Annotated in this window: 15 protein-coding genes; 6 read left to right on the top strand and 9 right to left on the bottom strand. The window is 69.2% G+C overall.

Annotated features, from left to right (window positions below; translation table 11 throughout):
• Positions 1–90: 90 nt before the first annotated feature.
• Complete coding sequence (locus tag ABTZ94_RS28125; RefSeq protein WP_351204699.1) at positions 91–1,242, bottom strand: winged helix DNA-binding domain-containing protein; 1,152 nt, start codon at positions 1,240–1,242, stop codon at positions 91–93.
• A 367-nt stretch (positions 1,243–1,609) separates the two neighbouring features.
• Positions 1,610–2,650, bottom strand: a complete 1,041-nt coding sequence (mgrA, locus tag ABTZ94_RS28120; RefSeq protein WP_351204697.1) for an L-glyceraldehyde 3-phosphate reductase — start codon at positions 2,648–2,650, stop codon at positions 1,610–1,612.
• A gap of 200 nt (positions 2,651–2,850) precedes the next feature.
• On the opposite strand from mgrA, the gene ABTZ94_RS28115 reads away from it, so the two are divergent.
• The 4 genes from ABTZ94_RS28115 (at position 2,851) to ABTZ94_RS28100 (ending at position 8,162) form a co-directional block, all read left to right on the top strand.
• Positions 2,851–3,612, top strand: coding sequence for an isoprenyl transferase (locus ABTZ94_RS28115; protein ID WP_351204695.1), 762 nt, complete (start codon positions 2,851–2,853; stop codon positions 3,610–3,612).
• 577 nt (positions 3,613–4,189) lie between these two features.
• Positions 4,190–5,512: an RNA 5'-3' helicase PhoH2 gene (gene phoH2 / locus ABTZ94_RS28110; protein WP_351204693.1), complete on the top strand. Its 1,323-nt coding sequence runs from the start codon at positions 4,190–4,192 to the stop codon at positions 5,510–5,512.
• A 389-nt stretch (positions 5,513–5,901) separates the two neighbouring features.
• Positions 5,902–6,612 (top strand): aggregation-promoting factor C-terminal-like domain-containing protein, encoded by a 711-nt coding sequence (locus ABTZ94_RS28105; RefSeq protein ID WP_351204691.1) that lies wholly within the window; start codon positions 5,902–5,904, stop codon positions 6,610–6,612.
• A gap of 137 nt (positions 6,613–6,749) precedes the next feature.
• On the top strand, positions 6,750–8,162 hold the full coding sequence (locus tag ABTZ94_RS28100; protein WP_351204689.1) for an AI-2E family transporter: 1,413 nt from the start codon (positions 6,750–6,752) through the stop codon (positions 8,160–8,162).
• Between the two features lie 69 nt (positions 8,163–8,231).
• Here ABTZ94_RS28100 and ABTZ94_RS28095 read toward each other — a convergent pair whose 3' ends face one another.
• Positions 8,232–8,765 carry an alkyl hydroperoxide reductase gene (locus ABTZ94_RS28095; RefSeq protein ID WP_072483998.1) on the bottom strand — a complete coding sequence of 178 codons (534 nt, stop codon included), beginning with the start codon at positions 8,763–8,765 and terminating at the stop codon, positions 8,232–8,234.
• Between the two features lie 12 nt (positions 8,766–8,777).
• Positions 8,778–9,332, bottom strand: a complete 555-nt coding sequence (locus ABTZ94_RS28090; protein WP_031083404.1) for a peroxiredoxin — start codon at positions 9,330–9,332, stop codon at positions 8,778–8,780.
• Positions 9,333–9,463: 131 nt separating this feature from the next.
• Between ABTZ94_RS28090 and ABTZ94_RS28085 the strand changes: the two genes are divergently transcribed.
• Positions 9,464–10,423, top strand: a complete 960-nt coding sequence (locus ABTZ94_RS28085) for a LysR substrate-binding domain-containing protein (RefSeq protein ID WP_351204686.1) — start codon at positions 9,464–9,466, stop codon at positions 10,421–10,423.
• 56 nt (positions 10,424–10,479) lie between these two features.
• Here the strand turns inward: ABTZ94_RS28085 and ABTZ94_RS28080 are convergent, their stop codons facing one another.
• From ABTZ94_RS28080 to ABTZ94_RS28060, 5 genes are all read right to left on the bottom strand, one after another.
• Positions 10,480–12,888 (bottom strand): FtsX-like permease family protein, encoded by a 2,409-nt coding sequence (locus ABTZ94_RS28080; protein ID WP_351204684.1) that lies wholly within the window; start codon positions 12,886–12,888, stop codon positions 10,480–10,482.
• Positions 12,885–13,571, bottom strand: coding sequence for an ABC transporter ATP-binding protein (locus ABTZ94_RS28075; RefSeq protein ID WP_351204682.1), 687 nt, complete (start codon positions 13,569–13,571; stop codon positions 12,885–12,887). The genes ABTZ94_RS28080 and ABTZ94_RS28075 overlap by 4 nt, the downstream gene beginning before the upstream one ends.
• Complete coding sequence (locus ABTZ94_RS28070; protein ID WP_351204680.1) at positions 13,568–14,092, bottom strand: PadR family transcriptional regulator; 525 nt, start codon at positions 14,090–14,092, stop codon at positions 13,568–13,570. The genes ABTZ94_RS28075 and ABTZ94_RS28070 overlap by 4 nt, the downstream gene beginning before the upstream one ends.
• Positions 14,093–14,182: 90 nt before the next feature.
• A complete protein-coding gene (locus ABTZ94_RS28065; RefSeq protein ID WP_351204678.1) occupies positions 14,183–14,428 on the bottom strand; it encodes a type II toxin-antitoxin system antitoxin in 246 nt (81 codons plus the stop codon).
• Positions 14,425–15,396: an SPFH domain-containing protein gene (locus ABTZ94_RS28060; RefSeq protein WP_351204676.1), complete on the bottom strand. Its 972-nt coding sequence runs from the start codon at positions 15,394–15,396 to the stop codon at positions 14,425–14,427. Before ABTZ94_RS28060 ends, ABTZ94_RS28065 begins: the two co-directional genes overlap by 4 nt.
• A gap of 223 nt (positions 15,397–15,619) precedes the next feature.
• Between ABTZ94_RS28060 and ABTZ94_RS28055 the strand changes: the two genes are divergently transcribed.
• Positions 15,620–17,848: a transglycosylase domain-containing protein gene (locus ABTZ94_RS28055; protein WP_351204674.1), complete on the top strand. Its 2,229-nt coding sequence runs from the start codon at positions 15,620–15,622 to the stop codon at positions 17,846–17,848.
• Positions 17,849–17,902: the final 54 nt, after the last annotated feature.

Below are 17,902 nucleotides of genomic sequence, written 5' to 3'. Positions count from 1 at the left end.
CCCTCCTGGCCACCTGGACCGGCGCCTGCTCGATATGCGGCCAACCCGCACCCAAACCAGAACCACACCACAGGACCTAACAAAGCCCTACTAGGCGTGCGCCCCCACCGTCACCTTCCCCACCGTCAGTTCCGGCTTCCCCTCAAGCACTTCGCCGACTCGCTCCACCTGCTCCTCCAGCCCCCGCAGCTGCCGGGCCGTGAGCGGTGACAGCGGCTCCACCGTCACCGCGATCCGCCGGCCCGATCGGCGCTGGTGCCACACCCCGGCCACGGTCCCGTCGATCAGCAGCACCGGGAAGTTCCCCGCCTGACCACCCGCCAGCGCACGGGTGTACGCCACCCCGGGGAAGAGCTTCTCGCGCGGCTGGGAGGCGATGAGATACGCGTCGAAGTAGGGGAGCAGCCGCACCCCGCGCACCGGTTCCACCGGAAACGCGGTGTCGCCCGCCACCAGCCAGGCCGGCTCGCCCTCGTACGCCACCTCCTCGATCTCCCCGTGCGCGGCCATCCCCGCGAACAGCTCCGCCGCCCAACGCCGCGGCGCCGCGAGCCACTTCGCGAAGTGCTGGGGCGTGGCCGGACCGTACGCGTACAGATAGCGGCGTACGAGACGGGCGATCGCCTGCGGACCGTCGAGCGCAACGGCGTCCGGGCGGGTGTAGGTGACCTTGCGGCCGCGACCGGGCGCGAAGCACAGCAAGCCGCGGTGACCCGCAAGGTGCATCACCTGCCGCCAGCGCGGCCACATGTCCTGGAACGCGGGCATCACCCGGTCCCCGGCCCATGGCCCGGCACGTTCCACCACCGCCTCCGAGAGCTCGTCCACGGTCAGCTCGGCCCCGGTCAGCGCGTCCGCGATCGCGGCGAGCACGGCCTCAGTCTGCTCCGGCGTCATCCGGACATCCTCGGAGAGCGGACTGCGCCCGGTCGGTACGGCGGACAAGGCGCCGGTCCACATGGCCAGTTCGGCCATCGGCAGCAGATGGACGGTGCCGCGCGGCCCGTATGTCTTGACCAGGCTGCGCCCGGTCCACAGCGCGTCGCGCACATCGGTACGGGTCGCGCCTGCCGTCCGCAGCCCGACGGAGAGCTCGGCGGCCGACAGCACCTGGGCGTGCGCGGCCGGCAGCGCGCCGACCACATCGGCCGGGGTGAGGTGTACCGGGGCGGCGAGCCCCTGGCGTTCCATCCGGCGCGCGTTCGCCCCGGTCCAGGTCACGGTCGCGGTTCGTGTCGTCATGATTCGGAAACTAGCGGCCCATCAGGTCAGGTCCTGTCCCAATACTCGGTCCGTGACCTCTGTGGGACGTACAGCCAAGGCCCTCGGTACCGCCGGTGCTCCCGAAGGAACCGGCTGCGTGAAGCCGGTCGGGGGCCACTGAGACGCCACGGGGGCTGTGCTCGCACCGGAGTCCGGTGAATTCGGAGAGTAATTATGGAGTGGCGTGGCACGCAGCATCACTTACAAAGGGTTATGGTGGAAACCCCCCCTCGGGCCGGTCCGTATCCCCCCCCACGGACCGGCCCGTTTTTTTGTGGGCCCGCTGTGCGGACCGCGTGGCGGCCGCGCGCCGACTGCGTATCGGCCCCGCGAAGGCCGCCCCGGGTCAGCTCCGTCCGGCCCAGATGTTGGTGCCCGCGGTGTCCACGGCGAAGGTGTCGATCTCCTTCAGCTCCTCGGCGGACAGCGGCGCCCCGGCGAGCGCCGAGACGTTCTCCTCCAGCTGCTTCACGCTCGAAGCGCCGATCAGCGCCGACGTCATACGGCTGTCCCGCAGCACCCAGTTGAGTGCCAGCTGGGCGAGTGACTGCCCGCGCCGCTGGGCGATGTCGTTCAGCCCGTTCAGCCGGCGCAGCACCTCGTCGGAGAGCAGGTCCGGGTCCAGGGACTTGCCCTGGGTGGCGCGAGAGCCCTCCGGGATGCCCGTCAGGTACTTGTTCGTGAGCAGGCCCTGGGCGAGTGGCACGAAGGAAATACAGCCCATGCCGGCCGTCTCCAGGGTGTCGAGCAGCCCGTCGTCCTCGATCCAGCGGTTGATCATCGAGTAGGACGGCTGATGGATCAGGGCCGGTACCCCCATTTCCTTGAGCAGCCGGGCCGCCTCGGCGGTCTGCTCCGCGTTGTACGAGGACACACCCACGTACAGCGCCTTGCCCTGCTGTACGGCGGAGGCCAGCGCCCCCATCGTCTCCTCGAGCGGGGTGTCCGGGTCGAAGCGGTGGGAGTAGAAGATGTCGACGTAGTCGAGCCCCATCCGCTTCAGCGAGGCGTCGAGCGACGACAGCAGGTACTTGCGGGAGCCCCACTCGCCGTACGGGCCGGGGTGCATGTCGTAGCCGGCCTTGGTGGAGATGATCAGCTCGTCCCGGTACGGGGCGAAGTCCTGCCGGAATATCTTGCCGAAGTTGAGCTCGGCGGAGCCGGGCGGTGGCCCGTAGTTGTTGGCCAGATCGAAGTGGGTCACCCCGAGATCGAAGGCGCGGCGCAGGATCGCCCGCTGGGAGTCCAGCGTGCGGTCGTCGCCGAAGTTGTGCCAGAGGCCGAGGGAGACGGCCGGGAGCTTGAGACCGCTGCGGCCGGTGCGTCGGTACTCCATGGAGTCGTAGCGCGACCCGGCGGCCCGGTAGAAGAAAGGAGATTCAGTCACGTTTCTCTCCTTATCACGGACTTGTGACAGGCCGGGTTGGGCCGGTGCGCCGCCCGCGCAGTAATGTGGCGGCTTCGGGGACTGCCACGGCACGGCGGGGCGATGGACTCTGCGGATTAGTGCGGCGATCCCCAGGGGGACGACCCCGGACCCCGGGCATCGGGGCGGGCGGGCCCGCACGGAACCGAGAGGTGAACTCAGTGAACTTGCGCGACCTGGTGTACCGGCTCTACGCGCGCCGGGTGGAGGCCCGCCTCGACCATACCCAGGTGCCCAAGCACATCGGCGTCATCCTCGACGGCAACCGACGCTGGGCGAAGGCGTCCGGCGGCACGGCCGCGCAGGGGCACCAGGCCGGAGCGGACAAGATCCAGGAGCTGCTCGGCTGGTGCAGTGAGACCGATGTGGAAGTTGTCACACTCTGGCTGCTCTCCACGGACAACTTCGACCGGCCCGAGTCCGAGCTGACACCGCTCCTCGGCATCATCGAGAACACCGTGCGCGACCTCGCGGCGGACGGGCGCTGGCGGGTCCACCACGTCGGCACGCTCGATCTGCTGCCCGCCCACACCCAGACCGTCCTCAAGGAGGCCGAGCAGGCCACGGCCGGCATCGACGGGATACTGGTCAATGTCGCCGTCGGCTACGGCGGGCGCCAGGAGATCGCGGACGCGGTCCGCTCGCTGCTGCTGGACCACTCCGCCAAGGGGACGTCCTTCGAGGACCTGGCGGAGATCGTCTCCACCGACCTGATCTCCGAGCACCTCTACACCCGGGGCCAGCCCGACCCGGACCTGGTGATCCGCACAAGCGGCGAGCAGCGGCTGTCCGGCTTCATGCTCTGGCAGAGCGCGCACTCCGAGTACTACTTCTGCGAGGTCTTCTGGCCGGCCTTCCGCCGCGTCGACTTCCTGCGAGCCCTGCGCGACTACGCAGCCCGCCACCGCCGCTACGGCGGCTGAACCACCGCCTCCTTACGGGGCTTTGCCCCCGCCGACAGGGCACCGCTCCCGGCTGCACCGGTTCCGTCCGCAATCGCCGGACGGGCCTGAGTGATGCCGCTCGTCGGACATCCCGGGGTGGTGCCGCGCCCCTTCGGCCATTTCCGGCCCGTCCGGCGTTCCAGGGTGGCCCCGGTCATTTCCAGCCACTCGAGGGGGTTCCTCCCATGCCTTCGAGGCCATGGGGGAGTTTGCGGACGGAGCCATTCGGGTGACGTGCCCGAACCCAGAGGCCCAGGGCGCCACTCCCGGCTCACCGCCCGCCCCAGGGCGGCATGGCTTCGCGTGTTCGAGGGAATACCCCTGACAGGTCGATGTCCGGTCACAAACCAAGCGGACGTCGTGTCCAAGTGAGCGGCATGGAGTCCGCTCGCCCGGGAGGCCTCTTGCACACGAAGGACCGTACATACAGTGCGGCCGACGCGGAGGGCCGGCGCTCGGCCCGTGCATCGGGGTCGCAGCCCGGCCTGTCCTCTCCCATTGGGATGCTCCGCGACGCCGTCGCACCCCAACCTCGTCCGAGGGGGTACGTCCTTCCGTGGTGACCAGCACAAAGCGCCGAATGCTCGACAGGCGCACCTACGTTCTCGACACCAGCGTCCTGCTGGCCGATCCGAACGCCATGGCCCGGTTCGACGAGCACGAAGTCGTGCTCCCGATCGTCGTGGTCACGGAACTGGAGGCCAAACGGCACCACCCGGAGCTGGGGTACTTCGCCCGGCAGGCCCTGCGCCTGCTGGACGACTTCCGGACCCGTTACGGCCGGCTGGATGCCCCGATCCCGCTCGGGGATCTGGGCGGGACACTGCGCGTCGAACTCAACCATTCCGACCCCGGCGTACTGCCCGCCGGCTACCGGTTGGGGGACAACGACTCACGGATCCTCGCGGTCGCGCGCAACCTCCAGGCCGAGGGGTACGACGTCACGGTCGTCTCCAAGGACCTGCCGCTGCGCATCAAGGCGTCCTCGGTCGGGCTCCTCGCCGAGGAGTACCGTGCCGAACTCGCGATCACGGACTCCGGCTGGACGGGAATGTCGGAACTTCCCCTCGCCGCCGAGCAGGTGGATCTGCTCTACGGAGAGGAGACGCTGTACGTACCCGAAGCCGCCGAACTGCCCGTGCACACCGGACTGGTCCTCCAGTCCGAGCGCGGCAAGGCGCTCGGCCGGGTCACCGCCGACGGCAATGTGCGCCTGGTGCGCGGGGACCGGGAGGTCTTCGGTATCCACGGCCGCAGCGCCGAGCAGCGCATCGCGCTCGATCTCCTCCTCGATCAGCAGGTCGGCATCGTGTCGCTGGGAGGCCGGGCCGGAACCGGAAAGTCGGCGCTGGCGCTCTGCGCCGGACTCGAAGCCGTCCTGGAGCGCAGGCAGCACCAGAAGGTGATGGTCTTCCGCCCGCTGTACGCGGTCGGAGGGCAGGAGCTGGGCTATCTCCCCGGCACCGAGGCCGAGAAGATGAGTCCCTGGGCGCAGGCCGTGTTCGACACGCTCTCGGCGGTCGCCGGACGCGAGGTGATCGAGGAGGTGCTGGGGCGCGGGATGCTGGAGATCCTGCCGCTCACCCACATCCGGGGCCGCTCGCTCCATGACGCCTTCGTGATCGTCGACGAGGCGCAGTCCCTCGAACGGAACGTACTGCTGACCGTGTTGTCCCGGATCGGGGCGAATTCCCGGGTGGTGCTCACACATGACGTGGCCCAGCGGGACAACCTCAGGGTCGGCCGGTACGACGGAGTCGTCGCCGTGGTCGAGAAACTGAAGGGCCATCCGCTCTTCGCGCATGTCACGCTCACCCGCTCCGAGCGCTCGCAGATCGCCGCGCTGGTGACCGAAATGCTGGAGGAAGGCCAGATCTGATACGGGATGCGACAGTTGGTGCCGCCCGACGAGCGAAGCAGCTTAGCCGGGCGGCATCGTGCTGCGGTGGCAATTCGTAAAACACTTGCTCCGAACGGGGTGTGAGCTTTCACACGCAACAGAGAATTGCTTCCCGGTGTGCCGGTCCGGCAGAGTCTTGCTTCCGTCAGGCCCCGCATACGGCACACCGCACCTCCAGAGGTGCCACGCACCACACAACTCAACAATCGCCGTCCGTATGCCGCCCGCGAGCACCACGCGGCACTCCCTCCGGGGAGCTGCCCACCGGGCCCGTGCCTCCCCGTGACCCAAGCAGTAGGGAGGCCAGCGCCAGGGGCACGATTGCGTCCGCGAGGTCACCTAAGCGGGCGATGCTGGAAGGACACCGTGTGAGCCGGATCTCGGTCCGGGGGTTCGCCGTGGCGTCAGCCACTGCGGTCACCACCGTCGGCGCCGTCGTAGGCGTTGCCTCGGGCAGCACTCCCGCTGTCGACGACAACAACTTCGAGGCGACCGCAGCCGACACGACGCTTCTCGCCGACATCCCTGCGGGCCAGCAGGCCCAGGTGCAGACCGCCTCGCTGACGCAGCAGGCCGATGCCCAGGCGTCCGCGGCCGATGCGGCGGCGAAGAAGTCCGTGGAAGAAGCGGCGCGTATCCAGGCCGCCAAGGACGCCAAGTCGAAGAAGCAGGCGGCCGAGGCCAAGCTGGAGAAGGAGCGCCAGGACAAGAAGGACGCGGCGGCCGAGCGTGCCAGCCGTTCCGAGATCCGCAGCGCCTCCACGTTCGCCCAGCAGAGCTCGTACACCGTGGCCGAGGTCCAGGCGATCGCGCGGCAGATCGTTCCCGCCGACCAGTTCCAGTGCTTCAGCAACATCGTGAACGTCGAGTCGACGTGGAACTACCGGGCGAGCAACCCGTCCTCCGGCGCCTACGGTCTCGTGCAGGCCCTGCCCGGCTCGAAGATGTCGTCCGCCGGCGCGGACTGGCAGACCAACCCGGCCACGCAGATCAAGTGGGGCCTCAGCTACATGAACAGCGGCCGCTACGGAAGCCCATGCGCTGCCTGGTCCTTCTGGCAGGCCAACCACTGGTACTAGAACCTGCCGAGGTTCCTGTCTCAACCTTGCGAAGCCCCTCTCCGTCCTACGGTGAGGGGCTTCGCGCGTGTACGGTCGGTCCGCACGGCTCGGCGGGGGAGCGGTGGGGAGAGAGGGACGGGGGAAAAGGGACGATCATGTCGAAACTTCCGGGGTGGCTCGGCCGTCTGGGTATCGAACTGACCGAACTGGGCGAGCGGCTGGAGCAGCGCAGGGCCGAGGCCGAGGGGGTTGAGGGCGAGGGGGGCGAGGCCGCGCCGGCCGAGCAGCCGAAGACCGCCGCCGTACCCGCCGCCGCCGTGCCTGCGGCAGCCGTACCGGTCGAGGCGGACCGCCGTGGCGCCGTGGCCGACCGTGTGCCGCCGCCGCCCGCGTACGCCCCCTCCGTGGCCGCCCGGCCCGATCCGGTCGCGGCGATCCCCTGGGGCATGCGGGTCGCGGCCGAGGCGGGCTGGCGGCTGCTCGTCCTGGCCGGCACGCTCTGGGTGCTGATGCGGGTCATCAGCGCCGTACAGCTGGTGGTTCTGGCCTTCGTCGCCGCGCTGCTCGTCACCGCGATGCTCCAGCCGACCGTCGCCCGGCTGCGGCGGTACGGTCTGCCGCGCGGACTGGCCACCGCGGTCACCGCGATCCTGGGCTTCGTCATCATCGGGCTGGTCGGCTGGTTCGTGGTCTGGCAGGTCATGGACAACATCGACACCCTCTCCGACAAGGTGCGGACGGGTATCGACGATCTGAAGAACTGGCTGCTCGACAGCCCCTTCCATGTCACCGAGCAGCAGATCAACGATGTCGCGAAGAACCTCAGCGACACCATCGGCACCAACACCGAGCAGATCACCTCCGCCGGACTGCAGGGCGTCACCGTGATGGTGGAGCTCCTCACCGGGATGCTGCTGGCGATGTTCTCCACGCTCTTCCTGCTGTACGACGGGAAGCGCATCTGGCACTGGGTGCTGAAGCTGGTGCCCGCGCAGGCCCGGCCGGGTGTCGCGGGTGCCGGGCCGCGCGCCTGGCGGACGCTGACCGCCTATGTGCGGGGCACGGTCCTGGTGGCGCTGATCGACGCCATCTTCATCGGGCTCGGCATCTGGTTCCTCAATGTGCCGATGGCGGTGCCGCTCGCCGTGTTCATCTTCCTCTTCGCTTTCATCCCCCTGATCGGTGCGGTGGTCTCCGGCGCGCTCGCGGTGGTCGTCGCGCTGGTCACCGAGGGCGTGTTCACCGCGCTGATGGTGCTGGCCGTGGTGCTCGCGGTGCAGCAGATCGAGGGGCATGTGCTGCAGCCGTTCATCCTGGGACGCGCGGTGCGGGTGCATCCGCTCGCCGTCGTCCTGTCGGTCGCCGCGGGCGGCATGGTCGCGGGCATCGGCGGAGCGGTCGTCGCGGTGCCGCTGGTCGCGGTCACCAATACGGTGGTCGGCTATCTGCGGTCGTACGGGCAGGAGGAAGCCCTGCGGCACGCGCCGCCCCCGCGCGGGGCGACCGCGGCCGACGTCGCCCCGACGCCTGCACCGGGACAGCCCTTGGGGGACCGATTTTCGCCGTGAAAAGGAGAAGGGCCCCGGGGACGGTCGGTCGTCCTCGAGGCCCTTCTCGTACAAGGGGTACTGCTGGTGCTACTCGGCGAGCACGGCCTCGGCATCGAGGGTCACGCCGACCGCCTGGATCACCGAGGCAATCTTGACGGCTTCCTGGATGGTCTCACGGTCCACGCCGGCCTTGCGAAGCACCTGCTCGTGGGAGTCCAGGCACTGGCCGCAGCCGTTGATCGCGGAGACGGCGAGCGACCACAGTTCGAAGTCGATCTTCTCCACGCCGGGCTTGCCGATGACGTTCATCCGCAGGCCCGCACGGAGCGTCCCGTACTCGGGGTCCGACAGCAGGTGCCGGGTCCGGTAGAAGACGTTGTTCATCGCCATGATGGCGGCGGCCGACTTCGCGGCGGTGTACGCCTCCGCGGAGAGGTTGGCCTTCGCCTCGGGCTCCAGCTCGCGCAGCACCTTCGGCGAGCGCGAGGCGATCGCGCAGGCGAGGACGGTGCCCCAGAGCTGCTGCTGCGGCAGTTCGCTGTTCCCGATGACCGAACCGAGGTTCAGCTTCAGGTCCTTGGCGAAGTCCGGAACGGCGGCCTTCAGTTCGTCGAGTGCCATGTCGCGTTCAGCTCACTCGCCGGAGAGGAGCGCGACCGGGTCGAGGGTGTTCTCGCCCTTGGTCCAGTTGCAGGGGCACAGCTCGTCGGTCTGCAGGGCGTCGAGGACCCGCAGGACCTCCTTGGGGTTACGGCCCACGGAACCGGCGGTCACCATCGTGAACTGGATCTCGTTGTTCTGGTCGACGATGAAGACGGCGCGCTGGGCGAAGCCGTCCTCGCCCTCGATGCCGAGGTCACGCATGAGCTCGTGCTTCGAGTCGGCCATCATCGGGAAGGGCAGGTCGGTCAGGTCCGGGTGGTCCTTGCGCCAGGCGTGGTGCACGAACTCGGAGTCACCGGAGAAGCCGAGGATCTGCGCGTCACGGTCGGCGAACTCGTCGTTCAGCTTGCCAAAGGCAGCGATCTCGGTGGGGCACACGAAGGTGAAGTCCTTCGGCCACGCGAAGACGATCTTCCACTTGCCCTCGTAGGTCTTGTGGTTGATCTGCTCGAACTCCTTGCCGCTCTCCAGCGAAACGCAAGCAGTCAGGTCGAACTCGGGGAACTTGTCACCAACAGTGAGCACGCGCTCTCCTTGCAGTGTAGGAATTCCCTTTTGGGAGGGTTCCTGAGGGTTGGACGGTCTCCACCTTGGCACAGAGTGCATTGATCAGGGAAATAGCTACACTCGGTCGTGATGATCGGAGGTGCCTATCAGTGGTGCAGAGGAATCAGGGCAATCGCCCAAAACAGCCGAGCCTGTCGCAGCTGCGCGCCTTCGTGGCCGTTGCCGAGTGTCTGCACTTCAGGGACGCGGCGGCAGCAATCGGGATGAGTCAGCCGGCGCTCTCCGGAGCCGTGTCGGCGCTGGAGGAGGCACTGGGTGTCCAGCTCATCGAGCGTACGACGCGCAAGGTGCTGCTCTCGCCGGCCGGGGAGCGGCTCGCGGTCCGGGCGCGGGTGGTACTGGAGGCCGTGGGTGAGCTGATGGAGGAGGCCGAGGCGGTCCGGGCGCCGTTCACCGGAGTGCTCAGGCTCGGCGTGATCCCGACCGTCGCGCCCTATCTGCTGCCGACCGTGCTGCGGCTGGTCCATGAGCGCTACCCGGAGCTGGACCTCCAGGTGCACGAGGAGCAGACCTCCTCGCTGCTGGAAGGGCTGGCCGTGGGAAGGCTGGATCTGCTGCTGCTCGCCGTGCCGCTCGGGGTGCCCGGAGTGATCGAGCTCCCGCTCTTCGACGAGGACTTCGTGCTGGTGATGGAGCAGGACCACTGGCTGGGCGGGCGCACCGACATTCCGCGCGGGGCCCTGCGCGAGCTGCCGCTGCTGCTGCTCGACGAGGGGCACTGCCTGCGCGACCAGGCGCTCGACATATGCAGGGAGGCGGGGCGCACGGAGGGCGCGCCGGTCACCACGACGGCGGCCGGGCTCTCCACGCTGGTGCAGCTGGTCGCCGGCGGGCTCGGGGTGACGCTGCTGCCGCGTACGGCGGTGACGGTCGAGACCGGCCGCAACGACGCGCTGGCCACCGGGTACTTCGCAAAACCCGCACCCTCACGGCGGGTGGCGCTGGGGATGCGGGCGGGGGCGGCACGGCACGAGGAGTTCGAGGAGTTCGCGGCGGCGCTGCGGGAGGCGATGGAGGCGCTGCCGGTACGGGTGACGGCGGGCGCGTAGAAAAGGCGGAAGGGTGTGGCCCCATGAGGACCGCACCCCTCGCGGCTGTCGCGTGATCACTCCGTGCGCAGACCGTCCGGCCGCATCATGCGCCACAGCGGTGGCAGCGACAGCAGGGTGACGAGCAGGATCAGGGCCGCGCCCGCCCCCACCATCGGCAGGAACAGCCACCAGGCGGTCACGTTCTCGGCGATCATCCAGATCATCGCCGCGCCCAGGCCGAGACCGCCCGCGACGGCCGCTGCCAGGCCGATGACCACGGGTACGGCGGTCTGCCAGAGCACCGACCAGCCGAGCGTGCTCCGCCGGGTGCCGAAGGCGACCAGGACCGAGAGCAGTCGCTTGCGCTCGCGCAGCTGCTCCAGTTGCGAGACCAGCATCGCGGCGGCGATCAGCAGCAGGGTCGCGGTCGCGCCGACCCGGAGGCCGGTCTGCACGCTGGCGTACTGACGGTCGCGGGCCACCGACTTCAGGGTGACGATCCGCATCCCCGGGTCGAGCCGGGCCGCCGTGTTCCGTACGTACTCGGCGACGTCCTTGACGCTCCGGTCCACCCGGATCTGTGCGTTGGTCTGCGCGTGCGGCAGGGTGCTCGGGTCGATCGCGCCGACCGTCGCCATGATGCCCCAGTGGTCCTCGCCCATCGGATCGCGGCGGGAGAGAACGGTCGGAGCGTCGGGAGGCAGGGTCCACAGCTTCGACTTCGCGCCGGGCTCCGATCCCACCTGGTGGTTGAGTTCGACCGTCTTGCCCTTGCGGGCCGTCTTGTCCACCCACTTGGCCATCTGCTTGTCCTTGGGGTGGACGACGAACGCGTCGCCCTCCTTGCAGGAGCCGATCCGGGCGATCTCGCGCAGGGTCGCGCAGTCGCCGATGGTCAGTGAGGTGATGGGCTGGACATCGTCGCCCTTGTGCTTGGCCGGCTTGACGGCGTACGACTCGACCATGCCGATGACCGCCGTCACGCCCTCGGTGGCCCGGAACTCCTTGATGGTCCGGGTGGCCGCTTCACCGGTGACGTTCTCGGAGAACGTGTAGAACTGGGCGCGCGTCGGATCCTGCCCCGTTATTCGGTTGAAGTCGTCGCCCATCGCGGCGAAGAGCATCTGCAGCGCCACCGCACCGGCGACCGCGACCGTGATGCCGCTGACCGCACGGGAGGCCGCGCCGCTGCTCAGCTGGAGCCTGCGGGTGGCGAGCTGCCAGGGCACGGGGCCGCCGCGCAGCCGGTTCACGCACGCCTCGACGAGCCAGGGCAGCAGCAGCGCGAGCCCGACCAGGACGAGTACGGCGCCGCCGGCGATCGGATACGGATCGACCGGGGAGTACTCGTCGACCTTGCCGGTCAGCCCAAGCACCGCAAGGCCCGCGACCGGCATCAGCAGCCGCCACCAGAGCCGGCGCCTGCGGCTTTGGCCGTTGCGTACGACGCCGAGCGGCTCGATCACCACCGAACGCAGGGCGGTCAGCGTGACGAGCACCGCCGCCACCGGAACCGCGACGGCGATCAGGGCGGCCAGCAGGGGATCGGGGACCAGGTCCGACGGGAAGGCGCTGACGTCCCACACCTCGACGTACCCCATGAACTGACGCCCCACCAGGAAAAACACCAGGCCGGTCAGCAGGCCGAGCACCGCCCCGAAGAACGCCTCGCCGGCCGCGATCCGGCGGGTCATCCGGATGTCCGCACCGACCAGACGCAGGGCGGCGAGCCTGCGGTCGCGGCGGTCGCCGCCGAAGCGCACGGCCGTCGCGATGAAGATCGCGACCGGCACCAGCAGCACCACGCAGATCATGATGACCAGCACGATGAGGAGGGGCGGCATCTCCTTGGGCGGGCCCGGGTCGCCGTAAGCGGCGATCCGGTGGCCGCCGCCGGCGGGGGTCAGGGTGTCGCTGCCCGCGTAGAAGAGCAGCTCGCCCGGGGAGACCAGGCCCGCGTCGGCGATCGTGCCGGTGATCCGGTACGGCAGCCGCTCCTTGAGGAGGCTGCCCTCCGAGGAGCTCAGCAGCTCCTTCAGGGCGGGGGAGACCACCATCTCGTCCGCGGCGGGGAAGCGTGCGACGCCCGGCGGGACGACCGGGCGGGCACCGTCCGCGCGCATCAGGAAGCCGTCGATGGAGCGGCCGCGGTACTCCGTCTCCGCGTTGATCCGGAGCACCGAGGTGTCCGACTTCTTGGCTGCGGCGTCGGGCGATTCGGAGAGCTTGGTCTCGGCGCGGGCCTGATCGCGTGCGGAACGCTCGTCGATCAGATGAGGTGCGGAGGCGGCGACCAGCAGCAGTGTCACGCCGAGGCCGACGCCGACGGCGGTCAGCAGGGTGCGGATCCAGCCCTCGCGCCCGCCGGACACGGCGAACCGGATGCCGAGACCGAGATCGCGCAGCAGGGCGGCGACGCCGGTGGGCTGCGTCGGCCGGGGCGGTGCCTCGGCCGGGGCGTTCTTGTGGTCGAGCAGGGTCATACCGCGTGCTCCAGGTCGCGGGCCCGGCCGTCGCGCACGGTGACGTCGCGGTCGGAGTACGCGGCGACCCGGGCCTCGTGGGTCACCAGGACCACGGCGACGTTGGCGGACCTGGCAGCCTCGGTGAGCAACTCCATGACCCGCTCGCCGTTGAGGGAGTCCAGGGCGCCGGTCGGCTCGTCGGCGAAGATCACCTTCGGGGAGGCTGCCAGCGCACGGGCCACCGCGACGCGCTGGCCCTGACCGCCGGAGACCTCGCCGGGGCGCTTGGCGCCGACGTCCTCGACCTCCAGGCGCTCCAGCCAGTGACGGGCGGTGCGTTCGGCGTCCTTGCGTTTGGCGCCGCTCAGGCGGAGCGGCAGGGCGACGTTCTCCACGCAGGTCAGCTCGGGGACGAGCTGGCCGAACTGGAAGACGAAGCCGAACTCGGTGCGGCGCAGGGCGCTGCGTTCGGCGTCCGACATCGCGGAGAGCTCGCGGCCCGCGTAGGTGATCGTGCCCCTGTCGGGGGTGACGATTCCGGCGAGGCAGTGCAGCAGGGTCGACTTGCCGGAGCCGGACGGGCCCAACACGGCCACGACCTCGCCGGGGTGGATGGAGAACGAGGCACCGTCGAGCGCGGGGGTGGACCCGTACGACTTGTACAGGCTGTCGGCGACGAGGAGGGAGCCGGCGGGGGTCACGCGCCGACCTCCGCGGCGAGCCGGTCCAGCCGGGCGGCGGTCAGTTCCAGCCAGCGCAGATCGGCTTCGAGGTGGAAGAGCGCGTGGTCGCAGATCAGCTGATCGGCGAGGTCGCCCTTGCGTTTGCGGTCGGTGAGGATGCGCATGAGGCGCAGATGCTCGGTGCGCTGGGTGTCCAGCAGGGCCTCGGCGCTGCGGCCGGTGAGCAGGGCCAGGACGACCTTGGTGTAGAGCGTCGACTGGAGGTACGGCTCGGGCTTCTCCGGCTGCGCGAGCCAGGTGCCGACATCGGTGATGCCTGCCTCGGTGATGGCGTACCGCTTGCGCTCGGGGCCGCCACCGCTCTCGATACCGTCGACCTCGACGAGGCCGTTCTTGAGGAGCCGGGACATGGTCGAGTAGACCTGGCCGTAATGCAGGGGGCGGTCGTGGCCGAACCTCTCGTCGAACGTGCGCTTGAGGTCGTAGCCGTGGCGGGGGCCGGACTCCAGGAGCCCGAGCAGGGTGTGGCCGATAGACATGCGCAGCACTGTACTCGGTGTGTATACCTCGCGTGTATACCGGGGCTCCGGACCCCTGGACCCTCTGGCCCCGCCCCGGACCCCTGGACCTCAATCCTCGGACGGGCCTGGTCTGTCCTTCGGGGGACGCCCCCGGCGGGGAATCGGGCGGGCCGTGCCCGGCAGGCGGCCCGCCTCGGCCAGCGCCCTGCGCAGCAGGAACTCGATCTGGGCGTTCGCGCTGCGCAAGTCGTCGGAGGCCCAGCGGCTCAGCGCGTCGTGCACCGCGGGATCCAGCCGCAGCAGCATCTGCTTGCGCTGCTGCGGCTGCCTGCGCCCGGGGGTCTCTTCGGTCACTGGTAAAGAGTGCCCGTATTGAGGACCGGCTGCGCCGCACGGTCACCGCACAGCACCACCATCAGATTGCTGACCATGGCCGCCTTCCGCTCCGAATCCAGCTCGACGATGTCCTGCTCGGCGATCCGGGTCAACGCCATCTCGACCATGCCGACCGCACCCTCGACGATCTGCTGCCGGGCCGCGACCACCGCGCCGGCCTGCTGGCGCTGAAGCATCGCGGAGGCGATCTCGGGGGCGTACGCGAGATGGCTGAAGCGCGATTCGATGATCCGTACGCCGGCGGCCTGCACCCGGGCGGTGAGCTCCACGGCCAGCTTCTCGGTGATCTCCTCCGCGTTGCCGCGCAGCGAGAGGCCGCCCTCCTCGTGGGCGTCGTACGGGTACTCGATCGCGATGTGCCGGACGGCCGCCTCGGTCTGGGTGGCGACGAACTCCAGGAAGTCGTCGACCTCGAAGAGCGCCTGCGCGGTGTCCTCGACCTTCCAGACGACGATCGCGGCGAGCTCGATCGGGTTGCCGTAGGCGTCGTTGACCTTCAGGACCGCGGTCTCGTGGTTGCGGACCCGGGTGGAGATCTTCCGGCTGCTGGTGAGCGGGTTGATCCAGCGCAGCCCGTCGGTGCGGATCGTGCCGACGTACCGGCCGAAGAGCTGGATCACCCGCGCTTCGCCCGGTGCGACCATCTTCACACCCGTCATGCAGAAGAACGAGGCGATGACGAGCAGGACTCCGGGGATGACGACCGCGGCGCCCACGCCGTTGTTCCCGTTCGAGCCGGCTATGCCGCCGACGACGACGAGGCCGATGCCGGCGATCACTCCGATCACGGTCAGCAGCAGGCCGAGGCCGCCGGGGATGCTGTGCGCCGCCACCTCTCTCACCTGCGGCTCGGGCATCTGAGGGGCGTCGGGAACAAGATCGGCGGCTGAAGTGGACGCGTCGTACGGATTGCGTTGGTCGGACATGTGGTCCCCCGTTCCGGAAGGCTGGCGCGATGCTAGCAATGTGATTACACATTATCTGACTTCGCAACCCTGTGGGCCTCTCGTGAGTCGGTTCCTTAGAGAGTGGGTGCTGTTTGTCACGTCCGGAAAAGACCGCATCACATGCTTTTTGTCCTTGCTGACGGTGTTAGCTGGGCCGGGCTGAGCTGATCTGGTCGAGCAGAGAAACAGGAGCAACACAGAGATGGGTCGAGCGGATGCGCGACGAGCCCAGCGGCGCGGAGCGCCGCGGGCTGCGAAGAGCGGCGGCATACGCAGACTCTTCACCTGGCGAAAGCTTCTGGGTGCGTTCTTCGGGTTCTGCCTGCTGGGCATGGGCGCCTTCGCCGTGCTGTACATGGTCGTGGACGTGCCCGAGGGCAACGCCCAGGCCAAGCTGCAGAGCAATGTGTACAAGTACGCCGACGGCAGCCTGCTGGCCCGGACGGGCAAGGTCAACCGGGAGATCGTCGACCTCGCCGAGGTGCCCAAGGACGTCCAGCACACCTTCGTCGCCGCCGAGAACAAGACCTTCTACAAGGACAAGGGCGTCGACCTGAAGGGCACCGCCCGAGGGATCTTCAACACCGTCAGCGGCAAGGGCAAGCAGGGTGGCTCGACCATCACCCAGCAGTATGTGAAGAACTACTACCTGACGCAGGACCCGACGGTCAGCCGCAAGCTCAAGGAACTGGTGATCTCCCTCAAGGTCGACCAGAAGAAGAGCAAGGACTACATCCTCGCCGGGTACATCAACACCGCGTACTACGGACGCGGAGCGAGCGGTATCCAGGCCGCGGCGCAGGCCTACTACGGTGTCGACGCCAAGGACCTCAATGTCTCCCAGGGTGCCTACCTGGCCGCGACGCTCCAGGCCCCCAGCCAGTACGACTGGGCATACGCGACGGAGACCGGCAAGAAGCTCGTCAAGGAGCGCTGGGGCTACACACTCGACAACATGGTTGAGATGCACTGGCTCGACAAGGCCGAGCGCGACAAACTCACGTTCCCGTACCCGGACAAGCCCAAGCCCGCCAAGGGCATGGAGGGCCAGACCGGCTACCTCGTCGAGGCCGCCAACAAGGAGCTGGACAAGCAGGGCATCACGGACGACGTGCGGCGGGCCGGCGGCTGGACCTTCACTCTCAACATCGACAAGAAGCGGCAGAAGCAGCTGGAGCAGTCGGTCGACCGGCAGCTGGAGTCCAAGCTGGACCGCAAGAACAACAAGGTCGACGCGACCGTCCAGGCGGGCGCCACCTCCGTCGACCCGAAGACCGGCGCCGTCGTCGCGCTCTACGGCGGGGTGGACTACATCAAGCACTACATCTCCAACGCCACCCGCCAGGACTACCAGCCCGCCTCCACCTTCAAGCCGCTGGTGTTCGCCTCCGCGCTGGAGAACGGATCGAAGACCCAGGGCGGCGACCTGATCGGCGCCAACACCCGCTACGACGGCACCAGCAAGCGGCCGGTCGTGGGCAGCGACACCCCGTTCGCCCCGCAGAACGAGGACGACGTCAGCTACGGCGACGTCACCGTGCAGAGCGCGATGGACGATTCGATCAACTCGGTGTTCGCGCAGATGGTCGTCGACGTCGGCCCCGCCAAGGTGAAGAAGACCGCGCTCGCACTCGGGCTGCCGGACAAGAACTTCCCCGAGCGCCCCGCGATCACGCTGGGCACGATGAACGCCTCGACGTGGGACATGGCGGGCGCGTACGCCACGCTCGACAACCACGGCAAGAAGGTCACCCCGTTCATCGTGAAGTCCGCCAAGCATCGTGACCGCACGGTCGAGCCGGTCAAGAGCATCGGCGATCAGGTGATCAGCCGCAAGTCCGCCGACACCGTCACTTCCGTCCTCAGGGGCGTCGTGGACAGCGGCTCCGGCCGGGCGGTCAACACCTCGGCCTACGAGGCGGCGGGCAAGACGGGTACCTCGGAGAACAACAAGGCCGCTTTGTTCGCGGGCTACACCCCGGAGCTCACCACGGTCGTCGCACTGTTCGGAGAGTCCCCCCAGGACGGCGGCGGGCAGGTCAGCCTGACCGGTACCGCCAACTCCGGCCGGGCCAACGGTGGCGGCTTCCCGGCGCGGATCTGGGCGGACTACACCGTGGGTGCGCTGAACGGCGGCTCCAGCGCCCAGTTCGACCTGCAGGACGTCGAGCGTGGCGAGGTCACCCTGCCGGCCAGCCCGTCGACGACCCCCCCGGCGACCCGGAGCCCCGACACGTCCCCGTCCGAGCAGCCGAGCCCGCCCGCGCAGAGCCCGAGCAACTCGCCCAGCCAGTCGGCAAGCCAGTCACCGGAGGCGCCGCCGAGCCAGTCGCCGGAGGCGCCGCCGAGCCAGTCCCCGGACCTGCCGGGCGAGGGAGCGGACCCCGGGCGGCCGGGCAACAACAGCAATACCAACCCGCTCAGCCCTTGAACGCATGAGAGGGCAGTGAACGCATGAGAGAGGGGTGGTGGGGGGCGGGGGCCC

The sequence above is a fragment of the Streptomyces sp. NPDC002785 genome (genome assembly GCF_040295565.1).
Classification (GTDB): Bacteria; Actinomycetota; Actinomycetes; order Streptomycetales; family Streptomycetaceae; genus Streptomyces.
Note: the sequence above shows the minus strand (reverse complement) of the source record. Positions and strands in the feature narration are given on the sequence as shown.

Bases quoted from the DNA above. Each gene is read 5' to 3' on its own strand.
- ABTZ94_RS28125 (WP_351204699.1), bottom strand. From the start codon at position 1,242: ATGACGACACGAACCGCGACCGTGACCTGGACCGGGGCGAACGCGCGC.
- ABTZ94_RS28100 (WP_351204689.1), top strand. From the start codon at position 6,750: ATGTCGAAACTTCCGGGGTGGCTCGGCCGTCTGGGTATCGAACTGACC.
- ABTZ94_RS28095 (WP_072483998.1), bottom strand. From the start codon at position 8,765: ATGGCACTCGACGAACTGAAGGCCGCCGTTCCGGACTTCGCCAAGGAC.
- ABTZ94_RS28080 (WP_351204684.1), bottom strand. From the start codon at position 12,888: ATGACCCTGCTCGACCACAAGAACGCCCCGGCCGAGGCACCGCCCCGG.
- ABTZ94_RS28070 (WP_351204680.1), bottom strand. From the start codon at position 14,092: ATGTCTATCGGCCACACCCTGCTCGGGCTCCTGGAGTCCGGCCCCCGC.
- ABTZ94_RS28060 (WP_351204676.1), bottom strand. From the start codon at position 15,396: ATGTCCGACCAACGCAATCCGTACGACGCGTCCACTTCAGCCGCCGAT.
- ABTZ94_RS28055 (WP_351204674.1), top strand. From the start codon at position 15,620: ATGGGTCGAGCGGATGCGCGACGAGCCCAGCGGCGCGGAGCGCCGCGG.